Below are 17,189 nucleotides of genomic sequence, written 5' to 3'. Positions count from 1 at the left end.
ACTGCTATTCGAGATACCGGCCGTTTTCCTTGCGGCGGGCGCGCATGCCGGTGCGCAGGAAGAGCACGGTGCCGCCTTGCTCGGCCAGCGGCACGCGCGTGTCGCCGGACAGGTGGGCGTCCAGGCGCTGGGGCAGGTTCTCCAGCAGGGAGCGGATGGCGGACAGGTCGGTGTCGGCCGCTTCGGGGTGGTCGCGCACGAAGCCTTCAAGGTAGGCGCGGGCATCGGCCTGCAGCTGCTCGCGCGTGGTGGCCAGCGAGACGTAGCTGACGCCGGCCTGGCCCGGCGCCTCGGTTCCCAGCAGGTAGCAGCCTATGTAGTCACCACGGGGCTGGCCCACGGGCGGGTCCTGGCTGAGCTTCTTCAAGAGGCTGAAAGGCCACATTCCTGGTACTTCCTGTTTCTGTCTGGCGCCCTGCATCCATTTGCGCAGGGCGGGCGCTGATTGTCGCCTGAAGGCGGGACCAGACTTGCTGACGATTCGTCGTGAGCAATGTGAGCAATGGACCAGTTCATATGCTACAAACTGCAACACTACGATATGAAAAAAGGCAGGGGGAGGGGAGAAGAATGGGAATCATGCGAATCCTGAACTCGCGATGGTGGAGCGTGGGCGCCGTGGCGTTGGTCGGCTCGGCCTTGCTGGCCGGCAGCGCGGTGGCCATCTATGCCGTGCGCGTGCAGCCGGTGCTCGACGGACAGCTCACGCTGGCCGGCCTGGAGCAGCCCGTGCGTGTGCGGCGCGACGAGGCCGACATCACCCACATCAGCGCCTTCACGCCGCAGGACCTGTGGCGCGCGCTGGGCCATGTGCATGCGCAGGAGCGCGGCTGGCAGCTGGAGTTCAACCGCCGCCTGATGCACGGCACGCTGTCCGAGATCCTCGGGCCGGCCACGCTGGATACCGACAAGCTCATGCGTGCGCTGGACATACGCGGCGCGGCGCGGCGCCAGTACGCATCCCTGCCCGCCAACGCGCGCGAGGCGCTGCAGGCCTACAGCGAGGGCATCGCGGCCTTCTATGCGGCCCTGCCCATGCGCCAGCATCCGCAGGTGCCCGAATTCATGCTGCTGGGCACCACGCCGGGCGGAGGCGACAGCTCGGCCTGGGCGCCCGAGGACAGCGTGGGCTGGGCGCTGATGATGGCGCTGGACCTGGGCGGCAACTGGGGCAACGAGTTCGCGCGGCTGGCCGCGCTCTCGCAACTGGACACACAGCAGCTGTGGCAGCTGATGCCGCCCTATCCGGGCGAGGCGCCGGCCACCGCCACCGATCTGGCCGCGCTTTACCGAGGGCTGGGCGTGTACCGCCAGGAGGCACAGGCGGCGTCTGTGCCCAAGGTGGCTGCCGCCGGCGAGGCGAGCGATGCCTGGGCCCGCTGGTCCCGCGACATGGTGCGCGATGCGGGCACCAACGACGGCAAGGGCAGCAACAACTGGGTGCTGTCGGGTAGCCGCACGGTCAGCGGCAAGCCCCTGTTGGCCAACGATCCCCATCTGGGCCTGAGCGCGCCCGCCATCTGGTACTACGCGCGCCTGCAGTCGCCCGCCGGCCATGCGCAGGACGGCACGCCGCTGGCGCCCATCGATGTGGTGGGGGCCACCCTGCCGGGCCTGCCCTTCGTGGTGCTGGGGCGCACGCGCGAGGTGGCCTGGGGCTTTACCAACACCAATCCCGATGTGCAGGATCTGTACCTGGAGCAGATCGATCCAGGCAACCCGGGCCGCTACCGCACGCCGGACGGCTGGGCGCCTTTCACCGAGCGCAGCGAGCGCATCAGGGTCAAGGGCCGGGCCGATGTGCAGCTCACGCTGCGCAGCACGCGCCACGGCCCCGTGATCAGCGATGTGCAGCCCCAGTACGAGGCCGTGCTCGACAAGCGCCGCTACGCCGTGGCCCTGCGCTGGGCCGCGCTGGACACCGACAACCTCACCGTGCAGGCCGGCCTGCGCGCCAACGAGGCGCGCAGCGTGGCCCAGCTGTTCGAGGCCTTTGCCGACTACCACTCGCCCATGCAGAGCATCGTCGCGGCCGATGTCCATGGCGACATCGGCTTCAAGGCCGCAGGCCGGGTGCCGCTGCGCGCGGCCGACAACGACCTGCGCGGCGTGGCGCCCGCGCCGGGCTGGGAGGCACGCTACGACTGGCAGGGCTGGCTGCCCTACGACCAGGCCCCGCAGGACGATGGAACGGCGCAGGGCTATCTGGCCACCGCCAACCAGCGCATCACGCGCGAGGGCTATGCCCACTTCCTCACCCAGGACTGGAGCCTGCCGTACCGGCACCAGCGCATCACCGAACTCATCGATGCGAAGGACAGGCACGACGTGGTCAGCATGGCCTCCATCCAGAACGACCAGACCTCGCTGGCCGCCCGTGCCCTGCTGCCGCAAATGCTCAAGGCCCTGGACGAAGCGCCGGCCACACATCCGCTGGCCGGGCAGGCGCGCCGGGTGATGGCGCAGTTCGACGGCCGCATGGATGCCGCGCAGGCCGCGCCCCTGATCTTTGCCGCCTGGGTGGACGAACTCACGCGCGGCCTGGTGATCCCGCGCATTGGCGCCCAGACCTTTGCGGCCACCTATGGCAAGCGCGATTACCGCGCGGGCATCGAAGGCATGCTGGAGCGCCGCGATGGCTGGTGGTGCGCAGCGGCGGGCTGCAGCGCCCAGGTCAGCCAGGCGCTGGACCGGGCGCTGGCGCGCCTGCAGGCCACGCAGGGCAGCGACCTGGGCCGCTGGCGCTGGGGCGCGGTGCATGCGGCCCTGAGCAGCCACCGGCCGCTGGGCAGCGTGGGGCTGCTGGCGGGCATCTTCAATGTCAGCGTGCCTTCGGGCGGCGACAGCTACACCGTCAACGTGGGCCAGTACCTGCCCGGCGATGCCAGGGCGCCGTTCGCCAACCGCCATGCGGCATCGCTGCGCGCCATCTACGACCTGGCCGAGCCCGAGCGCTCGCTGTTCATCTACCAGACCGGCCAAAGCGGCGTGGCCCTGTCCAGCCGCTATGCGGACATGTCTGCCGAATGGGCCGACGGCCGCTACCGGCCGCTGCAGATGGCGCCCGCGCGCTGGCGCCATTCCATGATGCTGCGGCCGCAGTAGGTTGCATTAGGCTGCAGTAGCGGCGCGCGCAGGCCTCAGGTGCCGAGGAATTGCTCGATCAGCCCGGCCACGGCCGCCGGCTGGTCGTGGTGCAGCATGTGGCCGGCGTCCCGGACCACGGCCGTGCGGCAGTCGGCAATCTGCCCGATGCGCTCGTGGTACTCGGCCAGCGTGTAGCGGTCCTTCCACCACATGCCCAGGCTGTCGTCGCTGGCCTCGATGGCCAGAACGGGCGCGGTGATGGCACGGTACAGGGCCAGGATTTCTTCCACGCGGAACAGCTGCGCGCTGATGAGCTTGTGCGCCGTGTCGCCCAGGATTTCCCAGCGGCCCTGCGCATCGGGCGCCGCCCAGTGGTGGGCCAGCCACAGCGCCTTGTCCTCGGGCAGGCGGCGGTTGGTCTTCATCAGCCGGCGCGCCACGTCCTGCACGCTGTCATAGCTCTTGAGTTCCATGCCGCCGCTGCGCAGCTGGCGCAGCTCGTCCATCCACTGCGCATAGCGCGCAGGCGCCTGGTCTGGCCGGGTGGCCGGCATGCCGAAGCCTTCGAGGTTGACCAGCCGGCGTATGCGCGCAGGCCGCGCGCCCGCATACATCATGGACACGTTGCCGCCCATGCTGTGGCCCACCAGGTCCACGGGCATATCGCCCACCAGGGTGTCCAGCAGATGGTCCAGGTCGCCCAGGTAGTCGGCAAAGTCATGCCGGTCGGCAGGCCATGCCGGCCGGCTCAGGCCGAAGCCGCGCCAGTCCGGCGCGATGATGCGGCGCCCCGCCATGAAGGCCTCGCCAAAGGCATCGACCACGAACTGGTAGGAGGCCGCCACATCCATCCAGCCGTGCACCAGCACCAGCGGCGCCAGCGCGGGATCGCCATCCACAGGTCCCCACTCGCGCACGTGGTACTCCATGGTGCGCACCGGCACCATGCGCGAGCGCCAGGGGCGTGTGGGAGCGTAGATGGGCGCTTCTTCAGCGGCCGTGGCGGGGAGGGAAGAGGGGGCTTGCAGCATCCCGCCGATTATTCCGGTTTGCTGCTGTGCAGCAGTCAGGGGCGGGACAGCGGTGGCGCGGGATTTCCCTGTGGCGGCAGACCCGCAGGTAGTAACCCGAGCGCCGCCGCCGCTGATGCACGGCATCAGAAACAATGATTGGCCGGCCGGGCCGGCGCTGCCTACAGTGGGTTGCAGATCGACCGCACAACAACCCGAAGGAGACAGCAATGCAGCAACGCAGATGGCTGACGGCCGCCATGGCCGCAGGATTGTGGGGCGCCGCCATGGCGGCCCAGGCCGGCACGGTGACGGTGCTGACCTCGTTTCCCAAGGAGCTGACCACGGCCTACCAGAAGGCCTTCGAGGCGGCCAATCCGGGGATCAAGATCGAGATCCTGAACAAGAACACCACGGCCGCCGTGGCCTATGTGCGCGAGCTGCCCGAGGGCCAGCGGCCCGACATCATGTGGGCCAGCGCCCCTGATGCCTTCGAGGTGCTGGCGCGCAACAAGCTGCTGACCGCCGCGCCCGAGACGCGCAATCCGGCCGCGCCCGCCAATATCGGCAACTACCCGCTCAACGACCCGCAGGGCCTGTACTACGGCCAGGCGCTGGCCGGCTACGGAATCATGTGGAACACGCGCTACCTGAAGGCGCACAAGCTGGCGGCGCCCAAGGAGTGGAGCGACCTGACGCGGCCCGAGTACTTCGGCCACATCGCCATCTCCTCGCCCTCGCGCTCGGGCACCACGCAGCTGACGGTGGAGACCATCCTGCAGGGCGAGGGCTGGGACAAGGGCTGGCGCCAGCTGCTGTCCATGATGGGCAACGCCGCCGCCGTGACCGACCGCAGCTTTGCCGTGCCCGATGGCGTGAACAACGGCCAGTACGGCATAGGCATCGTGATCGATTTCTTCGGGCTGGCGGGCAAGTACTCGGGCTTCCCGGTGGACTTCGCCTATCCGGCGATGACGGCCGTGGTGCCGGCCAACATCGCGCTGATCGCGGGCGCCAAGAATGCCGACGAGGCGCGCAAGTTCATGGCCTTCACCATGTCGGTGCCGGGCCAGCAGCTGCTGTTCGACCCCAAGATCAGCCGCCTGCCCATCCTGCCCTACAGCCAGCTCAAGGCGCCGGCCGGCTACCCCGTGCCGCAGGAGGTGGCGCAGCGCGCCAAGGTGCAGTTCGACGCCAACCTGTCCGAGTCGCGCTATGCCGTGGTGATCAGCCTGTTCGACCAGATGGTGACCTTCCGCCTCAAGGAGCTGCAGGCGGCCACGCGCGCCATCCAGGAGGCGCACAAGGCCCTGCAGGCCAAGCCCAATGCCAAGGGGCAGGAGCTGCTGGCGCAGGCGCGCGACATTGCCTACTCGCCGCTGGTGGGCGAAGCCAATGTGAAGGACGAGCAGTTCCTGGAGCTGTTCCGCAAGAGCCGGCGCGATGTGGCCGTGTCCAAGGAGCTGACGGGCCTGGAGCAGATGTGGGCCGACAAGGCGCGTGCCAACTACGAGCGCGCAGGCAAGCTGGCCGCCGAGGCGCGCGGCCTGGCCCGGTAAGTGGCGGGCGCAGGGGCCCGGCACCGGGCGCCTGCATGCACTCCCCTTGACAGTCTCTTTCGCTGCGGAGCATTCGCATGAGCATCGATTCCATGGCGGCGCCCGTCGTCGCCCCCCTTGCTGCGCGCGCACGGCGCATTCCGTCGGGCTGGGGGCCCTGGCTGGCCTTCGCGCTGATCCTGGCCTTTTTGCTGGCCTTTCTCATCGTGCCCGTGGGCATGGTGGTCTACACCGCCTTCGTCAATGAAGGCGGCGGGCTCACGCTGGGGCACTTCGGCAATTTCTTCGGCCAGACCGTCTTCCGCGAGTCGTTCTTCAACAGCCTGGGCGTGTCCCTGGCCAGCGTGTTCTTCGCCAGCCTGATCGCCGTGCCGCTGGCCTACCTGACGGTGCGCTTCGAGTTCCGGGGCGCGCTGCTGATACAGACGCTGGGCGTGCTGCCGCTGATCATGCCGCCCTTCGTGGGGGCGGTGGCGCTGCAGCTGATCTTCGGGCGCAGCGGCTCGGTCAACCTGCTGCTGGACGACTGGTTCGGCTTCACCGTGCCCATCATGGAGGGGCTGACGGGCGTGATCTTCGTGGAGAGCATCCACTACTTCCCGTTCATCTTGCTCAACCTCGTGGCAGCCATGCGCAATATCGACGGGGCCATGGAGGAGTCGGCGCTGAACCTGGGCTCGCGCGGTTTCCGGCTGTTCCGGCGCGTGATCTTTCCGCTGGCCATGCCCGGCTACCTGGCGGGCGCGGCCCTGCTGTTCGTCAAGGTGTTCGACGACCTGGGCACGCCGCTGGTGATGGGCGTGACCAATATGCTGGCGCCCCAGGCCTATCTGCGCATCACCTCGGTGGGGCTCGATGATCCGCTGGGCTATGTGATCAGCGTGATCATGATCGCGTTCTCCATCGTCGCCCTGTGGCTGGCCGCGCGGGTGATGAAGGGCAAGGACTACGCCACGCTGCAAAAGGGCGGCAGCGCGCTGCAAAAGCGCCGGCTGTCGGCCTGGGAGGCGCTGCTGGCCTATGGCTGGATCGCCCTGGTGCTGCTGGTGGTGCTGGCGCCGCACATCGGCATCTTGCTGATGTCCTTCTCCAAGGTCTGGAGCTTCTCGGTGCTGCCCGACAGCTATACGCTGGAGCACTACGCCACGGTGTTCACCGACTCGGGCTACATGATCGGCAACACGCTGCTGTACTGCCTGATGGCGGCGGGCATCGACGTGGTGATCGGCACCGCCATCGCCTACCTGATCCTGCGCACCCGGCTGCCTGCCCGGCAGTGGCTGGACTACCTGGCCTCGGTGGCGCTGGCGATTCCGGGGCTGGTGCTGGCCATCGGCTACCTGCGGCTGTTCAAGGGCGTAAACCTGCCCTTCACCGATACGCCCATCGTCACCACCTGGGTGCTGATCATGCTGGCCTATGCGGTGCGGCGGCTGCCGTATGCGCTGCGCTCGTGCATGGCGGCGCTGCAGCAGGTGCACATCTCGCTGGAGGAGGCCGCGCAAAGCCTGGGCGCGGGCCGCACCAGCGTGATACGGCGCGTGATGGTGCCGCTGATGGCCGGCGGCATCCTGGCCGGCTTCGTCACCAGCTTCATCACGGCGGCGGTGGAGCTGTCGGCCACCATCATGCTGGCCTCGGCCCAGAGCCAGGCGCCCATGAGCTACGGCATCTACCTGTACATGCAAAGCATCTCGGGGCGCGGGCCCGGTGCGGCATTGGGCGTGCTGGCCGTGGTCGTGGTCGGCCTGGGCACGTATTTCTCGCACCGCTTCGTGGAGCGCTCGCGCGCCACCGTGCAATCGACTTCGGAGTGAACCGCCATGCACCTGGACCCTGTCTCCCTCGAATGCAGGCACATCAGCCTGAGCTACGGCAGCAACGAAGTGCTGCGCGACGTCAACCTCAAGATCGAGCCCGGCGAGTTCTTCGCGCTGCTGGGGCCTTCGGGCTCGGGCAAGTCCACGCTGCTGCGGCTGATCGCGGGCTTCAACCGGCACCAGCGCGGCGAGCTGCTGGTGGGCGGGCAGGACATCACGGGCGTGCCGCCGCATGCGCGCAACATCGGCATGGTGTTCCAGAACTACGCGCTGTGGCCGCACATGACGGTGTACGACAACGTGGCCTTCGGCCTGGTCGAGCGCCGCGAAAGCCGCGACACCATCCGCCGCAAGGTGGGCGAAGTGCTGGAGCTGGTGGGCCTGTCGCAGTACGCGCAGCGCCGCCCGGGCCAGCTGTCGGGCGGGCAGCAGCAGCGCGTGGCGCTGGCGCGCACCGTGGTCATCGCGCCCAAGCTGCTGCTGCTGGACGAGCCGCTGTCCAACCTCGACAAGCAGCTGCGCGTGCAGATGCGCGAGGAACTGCGCAGCCTGCAGCGCAAGCTGGGCCTGACCACCATCTTCGTCACCCACGACCAGGAAGAGGCCATGACCACGGCCGACCGCATGGCCGTGCTCGACAAGGGCGTGCTGCAGCAGGTGGGCTCGGCGGCGGGACTGTACGACTATCCGGCCAACCGCTTCGTGGCGGGCTTTGTCGGCACGGCCAATGTGCTGGAGGGCGAGGTGCTGCCAACGACAGGCGAGTCGCTGGTCTTCAAGGTGCCGGGCCTGGGCACGCTGACCCTGCCGCGCCCGGCCCAGCCGCCCGTGCCGGGGCGCGCTGCGCTGGCCTTCCGGCCGCACCAGGTGCAGATTGCGGTGCGCGACGATGCGGGCGATGCCTCGCGTGTGTGGGTGGAAGGACAGATCGAGAGCGCCGAATTCCTGGGCGAGTTCTCGCGCTACCGCGTGCGCGTGGGCGAGGTGGCCGTGGTCGCCGACCAGGCGCACTACGCAGGCATTGCCATGTTCCCCATGGGCATGCCGGTGCGCCTGGGCATCGAGCCCACGCAGCTGCGCTACCTCGATGAGTGAACGATGAGACGGCTAGGGATGTTCCCTGAAACCCGGGCCTGCCCGGGCCGCAGGCCCTGGCGCCTGCGCTAGGCTGGCCGCCCATGGAGATGTATCAGCTGCGCGCCTACGTCACGGCGGCCACGCTGGGCAGCGTCACGCGCACGGCCGAGGCCCTGCATCTGACGCAGCCCGCCATCACGGCCCAGATCAAGGCGCTGGAGGAAGAGCTGGGCGTGGCGCTGTTCGACCGGCGCCCGGGCCGCATCAGCCTCACGCGGGCCGGCGAGGCCCTGATGGAGCCCGCCCGGCAGGTGCTGGATGCAGCGGGTCGGCTGCAGGGCCAGGCCCGCGAGCTGCAGGGCGAGGTCACCGGCCAGCTGCTGCTGGGCACGGTGGCCGACCCCGAGGCGCTGCGCCTGGGCTCGCTGCTGCATGGCCTGGTGGAGGCGCTGCCGCTGCTGGACATCAAGACACGCCAGGGCTGGGCCGAGGAGCTGCGCGCGCAGGTCGCGGCCGGCGGCCTGCAGGGCGCGTTCTACATCGGCGCCCACATGCCGCGCGACCTGGGCGCGCTGGTGCTGCAGACACTGCACTACCGCGTGGCGGCGCCGCCCGCGCTGCGCGAGCGCGTCCTGCAATCGGGCTGGAAGGACCTGGCGCAACTGCCCTGGATCGGCGCGCCAGCGCAGCACCATGAGCAGGCCCTGCTGCTGGCGCTGTTCGCCCGCCAGGGGCTGAGCCCCAATCAGATCGTGGAAAGCGATGCCGCCGCCGCGCCCGAGAGCCTGGTGCGCGCCGGCCTGGGCCTGGCGCTGCTGCGCGAGGACCGCGCCCTGGCCGCGGCCGAGCATGGCTGCGTGGCCATCTGGCCGCATGCGCGCGTGTCGGCGCAGCTGGGCTTCATCCACCCGCGCGAGGCCGAGCACGACCCGGCCCTGGTGGCCACGCTGTCGCAGCTGCGCAGGGTCTGGGGGTTGACCGAGGTTCAGGCGGCGGCGCCGCCGCCGGCCTGAGGGGTGCCTGCCTGGACGATGGCCTCGACCAGCGCATCGAGGCTGCCCTGGCGTTCCTGCTCGCCCACCTCGAACAGCTCCAGCACGCCGGTGCCGCGCAGGATGGCGAAGGCCATGGCCGCAAAGCCCTGGGGGCGGGGATGGTGGGCCGCGATCTCGGGGAAGACGTCCAGGAAGCGGGTGTAGAACACGCTGTCCACATGTACCCGGCGCGCGTCCACGCGGTCGAACAGCGAGGGGGAGGCCTTGCAGCCGAAGAACATGCTCCAGGCCGCCTGGTAGTTGGCCGCGCCGAAGATGTTGTCCCAGGCCAGGGTGACGAAGGCCTCGGCACGCTCGCGCAGGGGCAGGGCCTTGTCGGGCCAGACCGTGCCCTGGTCGCTCAGCGGCTCCATGACCTCGATGACCAGCCGCTCCATCAGCGCATCGCGGCTCTCGAAGTGGTGCTGCAGCGCGCCCAGCGACACATCGGCGCCGCGCGCGATGGCCTGCAGCGTGGCGCTCTTGAAGCCGCCCTCGCGCAGCAGCGCCAGGGCGGAGTCGATGATCTTGCGTTGCGTTGTCTCCACACGCTCGGTCTGCGGCGTGCGTGCGCGCCGCTGCGTGGCGGACGTCGTCATGTTCTGGGCTCCAGAGGGCAAAAAAATAATAGTAGATTGTTTTTGTTTGTTGCGGGCGTTCAACCGTTGCCGGAGTGCGGCATGGCGGGCGGCAATGCGTCGATCGCCTTCGCTACTCCTTCTTCTTGGGCTTGTCCATAGGGATAAATTACAAGAAATAATAATTTATTGTTTTTTATAGTTGATACCCATCAACAAGGGGCGCACAAGGCCCCGCATTCCAACAGGCACCCCACGAGGAGACATTGCCGTGAAGACCACCGAAGTGTTCCAACCCCTGCGCCGCCGCGCGCCTTGCTGAGAGCCGGAGCACCCCCTTGATGCACAGTTCTTCTTCGCAGGGCCATCTGGAGCGCAGGCTCAAGAACCGCCACATCCAGCTCATCGCGCTGGGCGGCACCATCGGCACGGGCCTGTTCCTGGGCTCGGCCGGCATCATCGAGCTGGCCGGCCCGTCCGTGCTGCTCGGCTACGCCATTGGCGGGCTGATCATCTTTTTCATCATGCGTTTCCTGGGCGAGATGCTGGTCGAGGAGCCCAACGCGGGCTCGTTCAGCTATTTCGCCAACCGCTACCTGGGCCGCTTCGCGGGCTTTCTGGCGGGCTGGAACTGTGTGGCGCTGTATGTGCTCGTGGGCATGCTGGAGCTGACGGCCGCAGGCAAGTTCATCCAGTTCTGGTGGCCCGGCATACCCACCTGGGTGACGGCGGCGGTGTTCTTCGTGCTGATCAACGGCGTGAACTTCATCAACGTCAAGGCCTATGGCGAGTTCGAGTTCTGGTTCGCGCTGATCAAGATCGTGGCCGTGATGGCCATGATCGGCGCAGGCCTGTATTTGCTGTTCAGCGCCGACCGGCCCGAGCAGACCGTGCGCAACCTGTGGACGCACGGCGGCTTCTTCCCCAACGGCTTCTCAGGCCTGGTGATGGCCTTCGCCTTCATCATGTTCGCCTTCGGCGGCGTGGAGATGCTGGGCTTCGCGGCGGCCGAGACCGACCAGCCGCGCACCGTCATCCCCAAGGCCGTGAACCAGCTGATCTACCGCGTGCTGGTGTTCTACATCGGCTCCATGGCCGTGCTGATGTCGCTGATGCCCTGGACCGACCTGCTGGGCCAGCTCAAGGCCGGCGGCGACACCTACAGCAGCAGCCCCTTCGTGCTGGTGTTCTCGGGCCTGGGCGAGAACGTGGCCGCCCATCTGCTGAACTTTGTGATCCTCACGGCCACGCTGTCGGTCTACAACAGCATGGTCTACAGCAACAGCCGCCTGCTGTACGGCATGGCCAGCGAAGGCAATGCACCGCGCTCGCTGATGCAGGTCAACCGCCGCGGCGTGCCGGTGCGGGCCATCGTCTATCCGGCCATCTTCACGGCGCTGGCCATCGTGCTGAACTATGTGGCGCCGGCCGGTGTGCTGGAGTTGCTGATGTCGCTGATCGTGGCGGCCCTGGTGATCACCTGGACCATCATCATCGTGGCGCACTGGCGCTTTCGCCGGGCGCATGCGGCACGCGGGACCGTGCTGGGCTTTCCCGCACCGGCCGCGCCGCTGACCAATGCCATCTGCCTGGCCGCCATGGCCCTGGTGGTGGGCGTGATGCTGCTGACACCGTCGGTGCGGTCCTCCGCGCTGGCCATTCCGATCTGGGTCCTGGTGGTCTACGGGGCCTATCGCCTCGTGTTCCGCCAACGTCCCACGCCTGTGCTGGAATCCGTACTGGAACCCGCGCACATCCCCCGTTGAAACCTTCAAGGAGAACCAACCATGGCAGACCTGTTCGACAACCCGATGGGCCTGATGGGCTTCGAATTCGTGGAATTCGCATCGCCCACGCCCGGCGTGCTGGAGCCGCTGTTCGAGAAGCTGGGCTTCACGCTGGTGGCCAGGCACCGTTCCAAGAACGTGCTGCTGTACCGCCAGGGAGGCATCAACTTCATCATCAACAATGAGCCGGGACAGGCCGCCTATTTCGCGGCCGAGCACGGCGCCTCGGCCTGCGGCCTGGCCTTCCGCGTCAAGGATGCGCACCAGGCCTACAAGCGCGCGCTGGAGCTGGGCGCGCAGCCCGTGGAAATTCCCACCGGCCCCATGGAATTGCGCCTGCCGGCCATCAAGGGCATCGGCGGCGCGCCGCTGTACCTGATCGACCGCTTCGACGAAGGCAAGTCCATCTACGACATCGACTTCGAGTTCCTGCCCGGCGTGGACCGCAACCCCAAGGGCCACGGCTTCCAGGTGGTGGACCACCTGACGCACAACGTCTACCGCGGCCGCATGACCTACTGGGCGGACTTCTACAGCAAGCTGTTCAATTTCCGCGAGATCCGCTACTTCGACATCTCGGGCGAGTACACCGGCCTGGCCTCCAAGGCCATGACGGCGCCCGACGGCCTGATCCGCATTCCGCTGAACGAGGAATCGCGCCAGGGCGGCGGCCAGATCGAGGAATTCCTCATGCAGTTCAACGGCGAGGGCATCCAGCACATCGCGCTGCTGACGGACAACCTGCTGGACTCCATCGACCAGCTGCAGATGGCCGGCATTCCGCTGCTGACCGCGCCCAACGACATCTACTACCAGAACCTGGAAGGCCGCCTGCCCGGCCACGGCCAGCCCGTGGGCGAGCTGCAGGCGCGCGGCATCCTGCTGGACGGCACGACCGAGGGCGGCCAGCCGCGCCTGCTGCTGCAGATCTTCTCCCAGCCCATGCTGGGCCCCGTGTTCTTCGAGTTCATCGAGCGCAAGGGCAACTACCGCGAAGGCTTCGGCGAAGGCAATTTCAAGGCCCTGTTCGAGTCCATGGAGCGCGACCAGATCAACCGCGGCGTGCTGCAGACCGAGGCACCGCAGGGCGCCTGATCCCGACGGACGCAACGCGCCCGCCCGGCCCTGGCCGGGTGGGCGCGCTGTCGTCAGGGTAAACACGGGCGGCCCTACACTCGGTGCCCATGAATTCCCCCTCGATGCAACCGGTGGCGCTCGGTCAAAGCGCATTGCAAGTCAGCCCCATCTGCCTGGGCACCATGACGTTCGGCGAGCAGGTCGGCGAGGCCGAGGCCTTTGCCATCATGGACCGCGCGCTGGAGCGCGGCGTGGACTTCTTCGACACGGCCGAGATGTATGCCGTGCCCGCACGCGCCGAAACCTGTGGCGCCACCGAAACCATCATCGGCCGCTGGTTCGCCCAGCGCCCCGGCGCGCGCGCCAGGGTCGTGCTGGCCACCAAGGTGGCCGGTCCTTCGCGGGGCATGCCCTGGGTGCGCGAGGGCAAGGGCATGACGGCGGCCGACATCGCCGCCTCCTGCGAAGGCAGCCTGCGCCGCCTGGGCACGGACGTGATCGACCTCTACCAGATCCACTGGCCCGAGCGCAACGTGCCGGCCTTCGGCCAGCTGTACTACGACCCGGCCAAGGAAAGCTCGCAGACCGGCATCCACGAGCAGCTCGAGGCGCTGGGCCGCCTGGTCCGTGAAGGCAAGGTGCGCCACATCGGCCTGTCCAACGAAACGCCCTGGGGCGTGCACGAATTCGTGCGCCTGGCCGAGCAGCACGGCCTGCCGCGCGTGGCCTCGGTGCAGAACGCCTACTGCCTGCTCAACCGCAGCTGGGAAAACGGCATGGACGAAAGCTGCCACCGCCTGGGTGTCTCGCTGCTGGCCTATTCGCCGCTGGCCTTCGGCCTGCTCACGGGCAAGTTCGACGTGCATGCTCCCACCGATCCCGCTGCGCCGCAGGCCGCACGCATTGCGCGCTACGAGTCCGTGCGCAAGCAGCGCTGGGGCCGGCCCGAAGCCCTGGCCGCCGCGCGCCGCTACAACGCGCTGGCGCGCGAGCACGGCATGACGCCCACGCAGCTGGCGCTGGCGTTTTGCTACACCAAGTGGCAGGTGGCCAGCACCATCATCGGCGTGACCTCGGTGGCCCAGCTCGATGAGGACCTGAACGCCTGGGGCACGCAACTGTCGCCCGAACTGCTGTCGGCCATCGACGCCATCCGCTGGGAAGTGCGCGACCCTGCGCAATAGGCCTCGGCCCTGCGCCTTCAGCGGCTGCACTCGCCCTTGAGCGCAGCGGCCGCCAGCATGGGCAGGCTCAGCAGGCCCATGCCGCCGCCCTTGAACTCGCCCTTCATGCAGTCGCCCTGGGCGGCCTCGCGCATGCCGCTGGCCAGCGGGTCCTCGCGCTGCGCAGGGATCTGGGGCCTGACCAGGCCTTGCCGGGCCGCCGACTGCACGGCCTCGCGGCCTGCGGCCGAGTCCAGCAGGCGGCCCATGGCCCTGGCGCTGCGCGCGGCGTCCGGAGCGGCCTCGGTGTCGGCGAGCACAGGCGCTTGCGCGGCGGCTGTCGCGGCCTGCTCCGTGGCCTTTGCAGCCCCTGCGCTTTGCCTTGATGGCGGTGCGACGGCGGCGGTGTCCGGCCGTCGCGTAGGCGCGGGCGCCGCTCCGGGCCGGGCAGCCGCTGGAGCAGGAGAGGGGGCCGGCGTCGGCGTGGAAGTCGGCGTCTCGACCCAGACCACCTGAAGGCGGTGCGCCTCGGCCTGCCCGCTGCCGGGCCGCGCATTGTCCGGGGCCAGACCCTGCCACAGCAGCGCCCCATGAAGCAGCAGCGACAGCAGCAGGCCCGCGATCAGCCGCAGCCGTCCGCTGCTCAAGCCTCGGGCCCTGCCACCCATTCCAGCAGGTCGCCGGGCTGGCACTGCAGTGCCTCGCAGATGCGCTCCAGCGTGTCGAAGCGCACGCCGCGCACCTTGCCGCTCTTGAGCAGGGAAATATTCTGTTCGGTGATGCCGACCATCTCGGCCAGTTCGCGCGAGCGCATCTTGCGGCGCGCCAGCATCACATCGAGGTGGACGATGATGGGCATGGTTCAGTCGCCATCCCGGAATCGGTTGGCGTCGCGAAGGAAGATCACCAGGGTCAGCAGGAATAGGCCCAGCAGCACCAATGCGGCCTCGTACAGGTGCAGCGAGAGCGGGCGCTGGCCGGGGAGCACCATGAGGTGGATCGTGATGGGAACGCCGCTCATACGAATCCCGCGTTCTCGTCGGCGATGCGCCGCGCCTGCAGCATCACATGGGCGATGGAGACCAGCACCACGCCGAGCAGGACCAGCAGGCCATCGTGCCAGTACAGGCCCAGCGTGACGAAGCGCTGCCCTGGCGGATTGCCCATGCTGGCCGCCACCGACATCAGCGCGCGCGTGAAGGGCAGGGCCAGCGCGCCCGCCAGCACCGTCCAGGCAAAGCGCATCAGGGCGTGCTGCGCCTGCTGGCCGAAGACACGGCCCTGCAGGTACTCGCCGAACAGTGTCCACAGCTGGCGCAGCGCATACAGCCCGCAGCCCACGGGCAGCAGGCTGACCAGTGCGGTGCGCCAGCGCGCAGCCATGTCCAGCGGCTGGCCGGGCGGCATGCCCAGCAGGCCTTGCGCCTGGCCCGAAAGATCTTGCGGCGACAGCAGGGCGGCTGCCGGCAGGGCCAGCAGCGCGACGGCACCGAGGGCAATCAGGATGCGCGCCGCCTGGGAGTGGCGCCTCAGGGCGTTGCCCGCGGCGTGGGGCGTATAGTTCATGGCACAGCCTTGTATTGATGAATCGATAAAAAATTATTGTAAAACGATAAAAAATTCATGTCCAAGAGAAACTCTCATGTCAGCGAGACACCGGCCACGCAGCTGCTGCGCGCCCACAAGGTGGAGTTCACCGAGCATCCCTATGAGTACCTGGAACACGGCGGCACCGAGCACAGCGCGGCCAGCCTGGGCCTGGACGAGCACATGGTGGTCAAGACCCTGGTGATGCAGGACCAGGACGCCAGGCCGCTGATCGTGCTCATGCATGGCGACTGCAAGGTCTCCACCAAGAACCTGGCGCGGCAGATCGGGGCCAAGAGCGTGGAGCCCTGCAAGCCCGAAGTCGCCAACCGCCACAGCGGCTACCTGGTCGGCGGCACCTCGCCCTTCGGCACGCGCCGCGACATGCCGGTCTATATCGAAGAGAGCATCCTGGCGCTGCCGCGCATCGCCATCAACGGCGGGCGCCGGGGCTTTCTGGTGCAGCTGGACCCGCAGGTCTGCGTGCGGCTGCTGGATGCACGGCCCGTGCACTGCGCGCTGGCAGAATAGATGCCCTGAAGAAATGAACACGACTTGCGCACACGGGAAGGCGGCCGCCGCCTCCACCGGGTTCGCGCAGGTCCTGATGAAAAACATGTGTCGGCGATCAGGGAGGGCGGGCCATCAGGGCCGGCCGGATCGCGCGCCGGCGCTCCACAGACCGGCCAAGGACTTCAATTGAACGCGCTCTACCCCCTTCTCGCCACCGTGGCGGCCTACCTGATCGGCTCGCTGTCGTTCGCCGTCATCGTCAGCCGGGCCATGGGCCTGAATGATCCGCGTACCTATGGCAGCGGCAACCCCGGCGCCACCAATGTGCTGCGCTCCGGCAGCAAGGCGGCAGCGGCCGTCACCCTGCTGCTGGACGCCGCCAAGGGCTGGCTGCCCGTGGCCCTGGTGCAATGGTTCGGCAGCCGCTTCGGCATGGGCGACGGCACGGTGGCCATGGTGGCGCTGGCTGCCTTCCTGGGCCACCTGTACCCGGTGTTCTTCCGCTTCAAGGGCGGCAAGGGCGTGGCCACGGCCCTGGGCGTGCTGCTGGGCATCAGCGTCTGGCTGGGCCTGGCGGTGGCGCTGACCTGGCTGATCATTGCCGTGTTCTTCCGCTATTCCTCGCTGGCGGCCCTGGTGGCCTCCGTGTTCGCCCCCGTCTACTACCTGCTGTGCAGTGGCGTGGTCTGGTATGCCGAGACACCGATTGCCGCCGCCATCGTCGCCATGGCGGCCCTGCTGATCTGGCGCCACCGCGAGAACATCCAGCGCCTGATGGCCGGCAAGGAATCCAGGCTGGGCAGCAAGAAGGCCGACCCGGCAGCCGCCGCGGCCAAGCCCGGCACGGCCAAAGGCAAGCCGCATTGACCGTCGCCGCCGCGCTGCGCACCACGGGCG

Annotated in this window: 17 protein-coding genes; 10 read left to right on the top strand and 7 right to left on the bottom strand. The window is 68.5% G+C overall.

Annotation, left to right across the window (positions count from 1 at the left end):
- Window positions 1-4 precede the first annotated feature (4 nt).
- Complete coding sequence (locus ACN20X_RS22430; protein WP_016451406.1) at window positions 5-385, bottom strand: hypothetical protein; 381 nt, start codon at window positions 383-385, stop codon at window positions 5-7.
- Between the two features lie 185 nt (window positions 386-570).
- Here ACN20X_RS22430 and ACN20X_RS22425 point away from each other — a divergent pair, with 185 nt between their 5' ends.
- Window positions 571-3,105: a penicillin acylase family protein gene (locus ACN20X_RS22425; RefSeq protein WP_016451407.1), complete on the top strand. Its 2,535-nt coding sequence runs from the start codon at window positions 571-573 to the stop codon at window positions 3,103-3,105.
- A gap of 35 nt (window positions 3,106-3,140) precedes the next feature.
- Here the strand turns inward: ACN20X_RS22425 and ACN20X_RS22420 are convergent, their stop codons facing one another.
- Window positions 3,141-4,118, bottom strand: coding sequence for an alpha/beta fold hydrolase (locus tag ACN20X_RS22420; protein ID WP_016451408.1), 978 nt, complete (start codon window positions 4,116-4,118; stop codon window positions 3,141-3,143).
- A 209-nt stretch (window positions 4,119-4,327) separates the two neighbouring features.
- Here ACN20X_RS22420 and ACN20X_RS22415 point away from each other — a divergent pair, with 209 nt between their 5' ends.
- The 4 genes from ACN20X_RS22415 to ACN20X_RS22400 all read left to right on the top strand — a co-directional run bounded on the left by ACN20X_RS22415 (window position 4,328) and on the right by ACN20X_RS22400 (window position 9,566).
- Window positions 4,328-5,656, top strand: a complete 1,329-nt coding sequence (locus ACN20X_RS22415; RefSeq protein ID WP_473209932.1) for an ABC transporter substrate-binding protein — start codon at window positions 4,328-4,330, stop codon at window positions 5,654-5,656.
- A 77-nt stretch (window positions 5,657-5,733) separates the two neighbouring features.
- Entirely contained in the window at window positions 5,734-7,473 is a 1,740-nt protein-coding gene (locus ACN20X_RS22410; protein ID WP_473209931.1) for an ABC transporter permease, read from the top strand.
- 6 nt (window positions 7,474-7,479) lie between these two features.
- Window positions 7,480-8,571, top strand: coding sequence for an ABC transporter ATP-binding protein (locus ACN20X_RS22405; RefSeq protein ID WP_016449231.1), 1,092 nt, complete (start codon window positions 7,480-7,482; stop codon window positions 8,569-8,571).
- Window positions 8,572-8,654: 83 nt separating this feature from the next.
- Window positions 8,655-9,566, top strand: a complete 912-nt coding sequence (locus ACN20X_RS22400; RefSeq protein ID WP_016451411.1) for a LysR family transcriptional regulator — start codon at window positions 8,655-8,657, stop codon at window positions 9,564-9,566.
- On the opposite strand, the gene ACN20X_RS22395 is transcribed toward ACN20X_RS22400, so the two are convergent.
- Window positions 9,539-10,186: a TetR/AcrR family transcriptional regulator gene (locus ACN20X_RS22395; RefSeq protein ID WP_016449233.1), complete on the bottom strand. Its 648-nt coding sequence runs from the start codon at window positions 10,184-10,186 to the stop codon at window positions 9,539-9,541. The genes ACN20X_RS22400 and ACN20X_RS22395 overlap by 28 nt on opposite strands.
- 320 nt (window positions 10,187-10,506) lie before the next feature.
- Between ACN20X_RS22395 and ACN20X_RS22390 the strand changes: the two genes are divergently transcribed.
- The 3 genes from ACN20X_RS22390 to ACN20X_RS22380 all read left to right on the top strand — a co-directional run bounded on the left by ACN20X_RS22390 (window position 10,507) and on the right by ACN20X_RS22380 (window position 14,213).
- The gene (locus tag ACN20X_RS22390) at window positions 10,507-11,931 is read left to right on the top strand and encodes an amino acid permease (protein WP_016451412.1); all 1,425 of its coding nucleotides are present in this window, start codon (window positions 10,507-10,509) and stop codon (window positions 11,929-11,931) included.
- 21 nt (window positions 11,932-11,952) lie between these two features.
- Window positions 11,953-13,047, top strand: coding sequence for a 4-hydroxyphenylpyruvate dioxygenase (gene hppD / locus ACN20X_RS22385; protein ID WP_016451413.1), 1,095 nt, complete (start codon window positions 11,953-11,955; stop codon window positions 13,045-13,047).
- Between the two features lie 104 nt (window positions 13,048-13,151).
- Entirely contained in the window at window positions 13,152-14,213 is a 1,062-nt protein-coding gene (locus ACN20X_RS22380) for an aldo/keto reductase (RefSeq protein ID WP_034347720.1), read from the top strand.
- 17 nt (window positions 14,214-14,230) lie between these two features.
- On the opposite strand, the gene ACN20X_RS22375 is transcribed toward ACN20X_RS22380, so the two are convergent.
- Genes ACN20X_RS22375 through ACN20X_RS22360 form a run of 4 tightly spaced genes read right to left on the bottom strand, consistent with a single transcriptional unit; the run spans window position 14,231 to window position 15,758 of the window.
- On the bottom strand, window positions 14,231-14,839 hold the full coding sequence (locus ACN20X_RS22375) for a hypothetical protein (protein ID WP_016449237.1): 609 nt from the start codon (window positions 14,837-14,839) through the stop codon (window positions 14,231-14,233).
- The gene (locus tag ACN20X_RS22370; protein ID WP_013801570.1) at window positions 14,836-15,051 is read right to left on the bottom strand and encodes a helix-turn-helix domain-containing protein; all 216 of its coding nucleotides are present in this window, start codon (window positions 15,049-15,051) and stop codon (window positions 14,836-14,838) included. Before ACN20X_RS22370 ends, ACN20X_RS22375 begins: the two co-directional genes overlap by 4 nt.
- 3 nt (window positions 15,052-15,054) lie before the next feature.
- A complete protein-coding gene (locus ACN20X_RS22365) occupies window positions 15,055-15,213 on the bottom strand; it encodes a hypothetical protein (RefSeq protein ID WP_016449238.1) in 159 nt (52 codons plus the stop codon).
- Window positions 15,210-15,758: a DUF2975 domain-containing protein gene (locus ACN20X_RS22360; protein ID WP_016449239.1), complete on the bottom strand. Its 549-nt coding sequence runs from the start codon at window positions 15,756-15,758 to the stop codon at window positions 15,210-15,212. Before ACN20X_RS22360 ends, ACN20X_RS22365 begins: the two co-directional genes overlap by 4 nt.
- Before the next feature lie 57 nt (window positions 15,759-15,815).
- Here ACN20X_RS22360 and ybaK point away from each other — a divergent pair, with 57 nt between their 5' ends.
- Window positions 15,816-16,310: a Cys-tRNA(Pro) deacylase gene (ybaK, locus tag ACN20X_RS22355; protein ID WP_016451415.1), complete on the top strand. Its 495-nt coding sequence runs from the start codon at window positions 15,816-15,818 to the stop codon at window positions 16,308-16,310.
- Window positions 16,311-16,478: 168 nt separating this feature from the next.
- Window positions 16,479-17,159, top strand: a complete 681-nt coding sequence (gene plsY, locus ACN20X_RS22350; protein WP_016451416.1) for a glycerol-3-phosphate 1-O-acyltransferase PlsY — start codon at window positions 16,479-16,481, stop codon at window positions 17,157-17,159.
- Window positions 17,160-17,189: the final 30 nt, after the last annotated feature.

It is taken from the genome of Delftia sp. PX-1 (genome assembly GCF_055797465.1).
This window is presented reverse-complemented; position numbering and strand designations above follow the sequence as displayed.

Coding starts and splice junctions, on each gene's coding strand:
- ACN20X_RS22430 (WP_016451406.1), bottom strand. CDS start 385: ATGTGGCCTTTCAGCCTCTTGAAGAAGCTCAGCCAGGACCCGCCCGTG.
- ACN20X_RS22425 (WP_016451407.1), top strand. CDS start 571: ATGGGAATCATGCGAATCCTGAACTCGCGATGGTGGAGCGTGGGCGCC.
- ACN20X_RS22420 (WP_016451408.1), bottom strand. CDS start 4,118: ATGCTGCAAGCCCCCTCTTCCCTCCCCGCCACGGCCGCTGAAGAAGCG.
- ACN20X_RS22415 (WP_473209932.1), top strand. CDS start 4,328: ATGCAGCAACGCAGATGGCTGACGGCCGCCATGGCCGCAGGATTGTGG.
- ACN20X_RS22410 (WP_473209931.1), top strand. CDS start 5,734: ATGAGCATCGATTCCATGGCGGCGCCCGTCGTCGCCCCCCTTGCTGCG.
- ACN20X_RS22405 (WP_016449231.1), top strand. CDS start 7,480: ATGCACCTGGACCCTGTCTCCCTCGAATGCAGGCACATCAGCCTGAGC.
- ACN20X_RS22400 (WP_016451411.1), top strand. CDS start 8,655: ATGGAGATGTATCAGCTGCGCGCCTACGTCACGGCGGCCACGCTGGGC.
- ACN20X_RS22395 (WP_016449233.1), bottom strand. CDS start 10,186: ATGACGACGTCCGCCACGCAGCGGCGCGCACGCACGCCGCAGACCGAG.
- ACN20X_RS22390 (WP_016451412.1), top strand. CDS start 10,507: ATGCACAGTTCTTCTTCGCAGGGCCATCTGGAGCGCAGGCTCAAGAAC.
- hppD (WP_016451413.1), top strand. CDS start 11,953: ATGGCAGACCTGTTCGACAACCCGATGGGCCTGATGGGCTTCGAATTC.
- ACN20X_RS22380 (WP_034347720.1), top strand. CDS start 13,152: ATGCAACCGGTGGCGCTCGGTCAAAGCGCATTGCAAGTCAGCCCCATC.
- ACN20X_RS22370 (WP_013801570.1), bottom strand. CDS start 15,051: ATGCCCATCATCGTCCACCTCGATGTGATGCTGGCGCGCCGCAAGATG.
- ACN20X_RS22365 (WP_016449238.1), bottom strand. CDS start 15,213: ATGAGCGGCGTTCCCATCACGATCCACCTCATGGTGCTCCCCGGCCAG.
- ACN20X_RS22360 (WP_016449239.1), bottom strand. CDS start 15,758: ATGAACTATACGCCCCACGCCGCGGGCAACGCCCTGAGGCGCCACTCC.
- ybaK (WP_016451415.1), top strand. CDS start 15,816: ATGTCCAAGAGAAACTCTCATGTCAGCGAGACACCGGCCACGCAGCTG.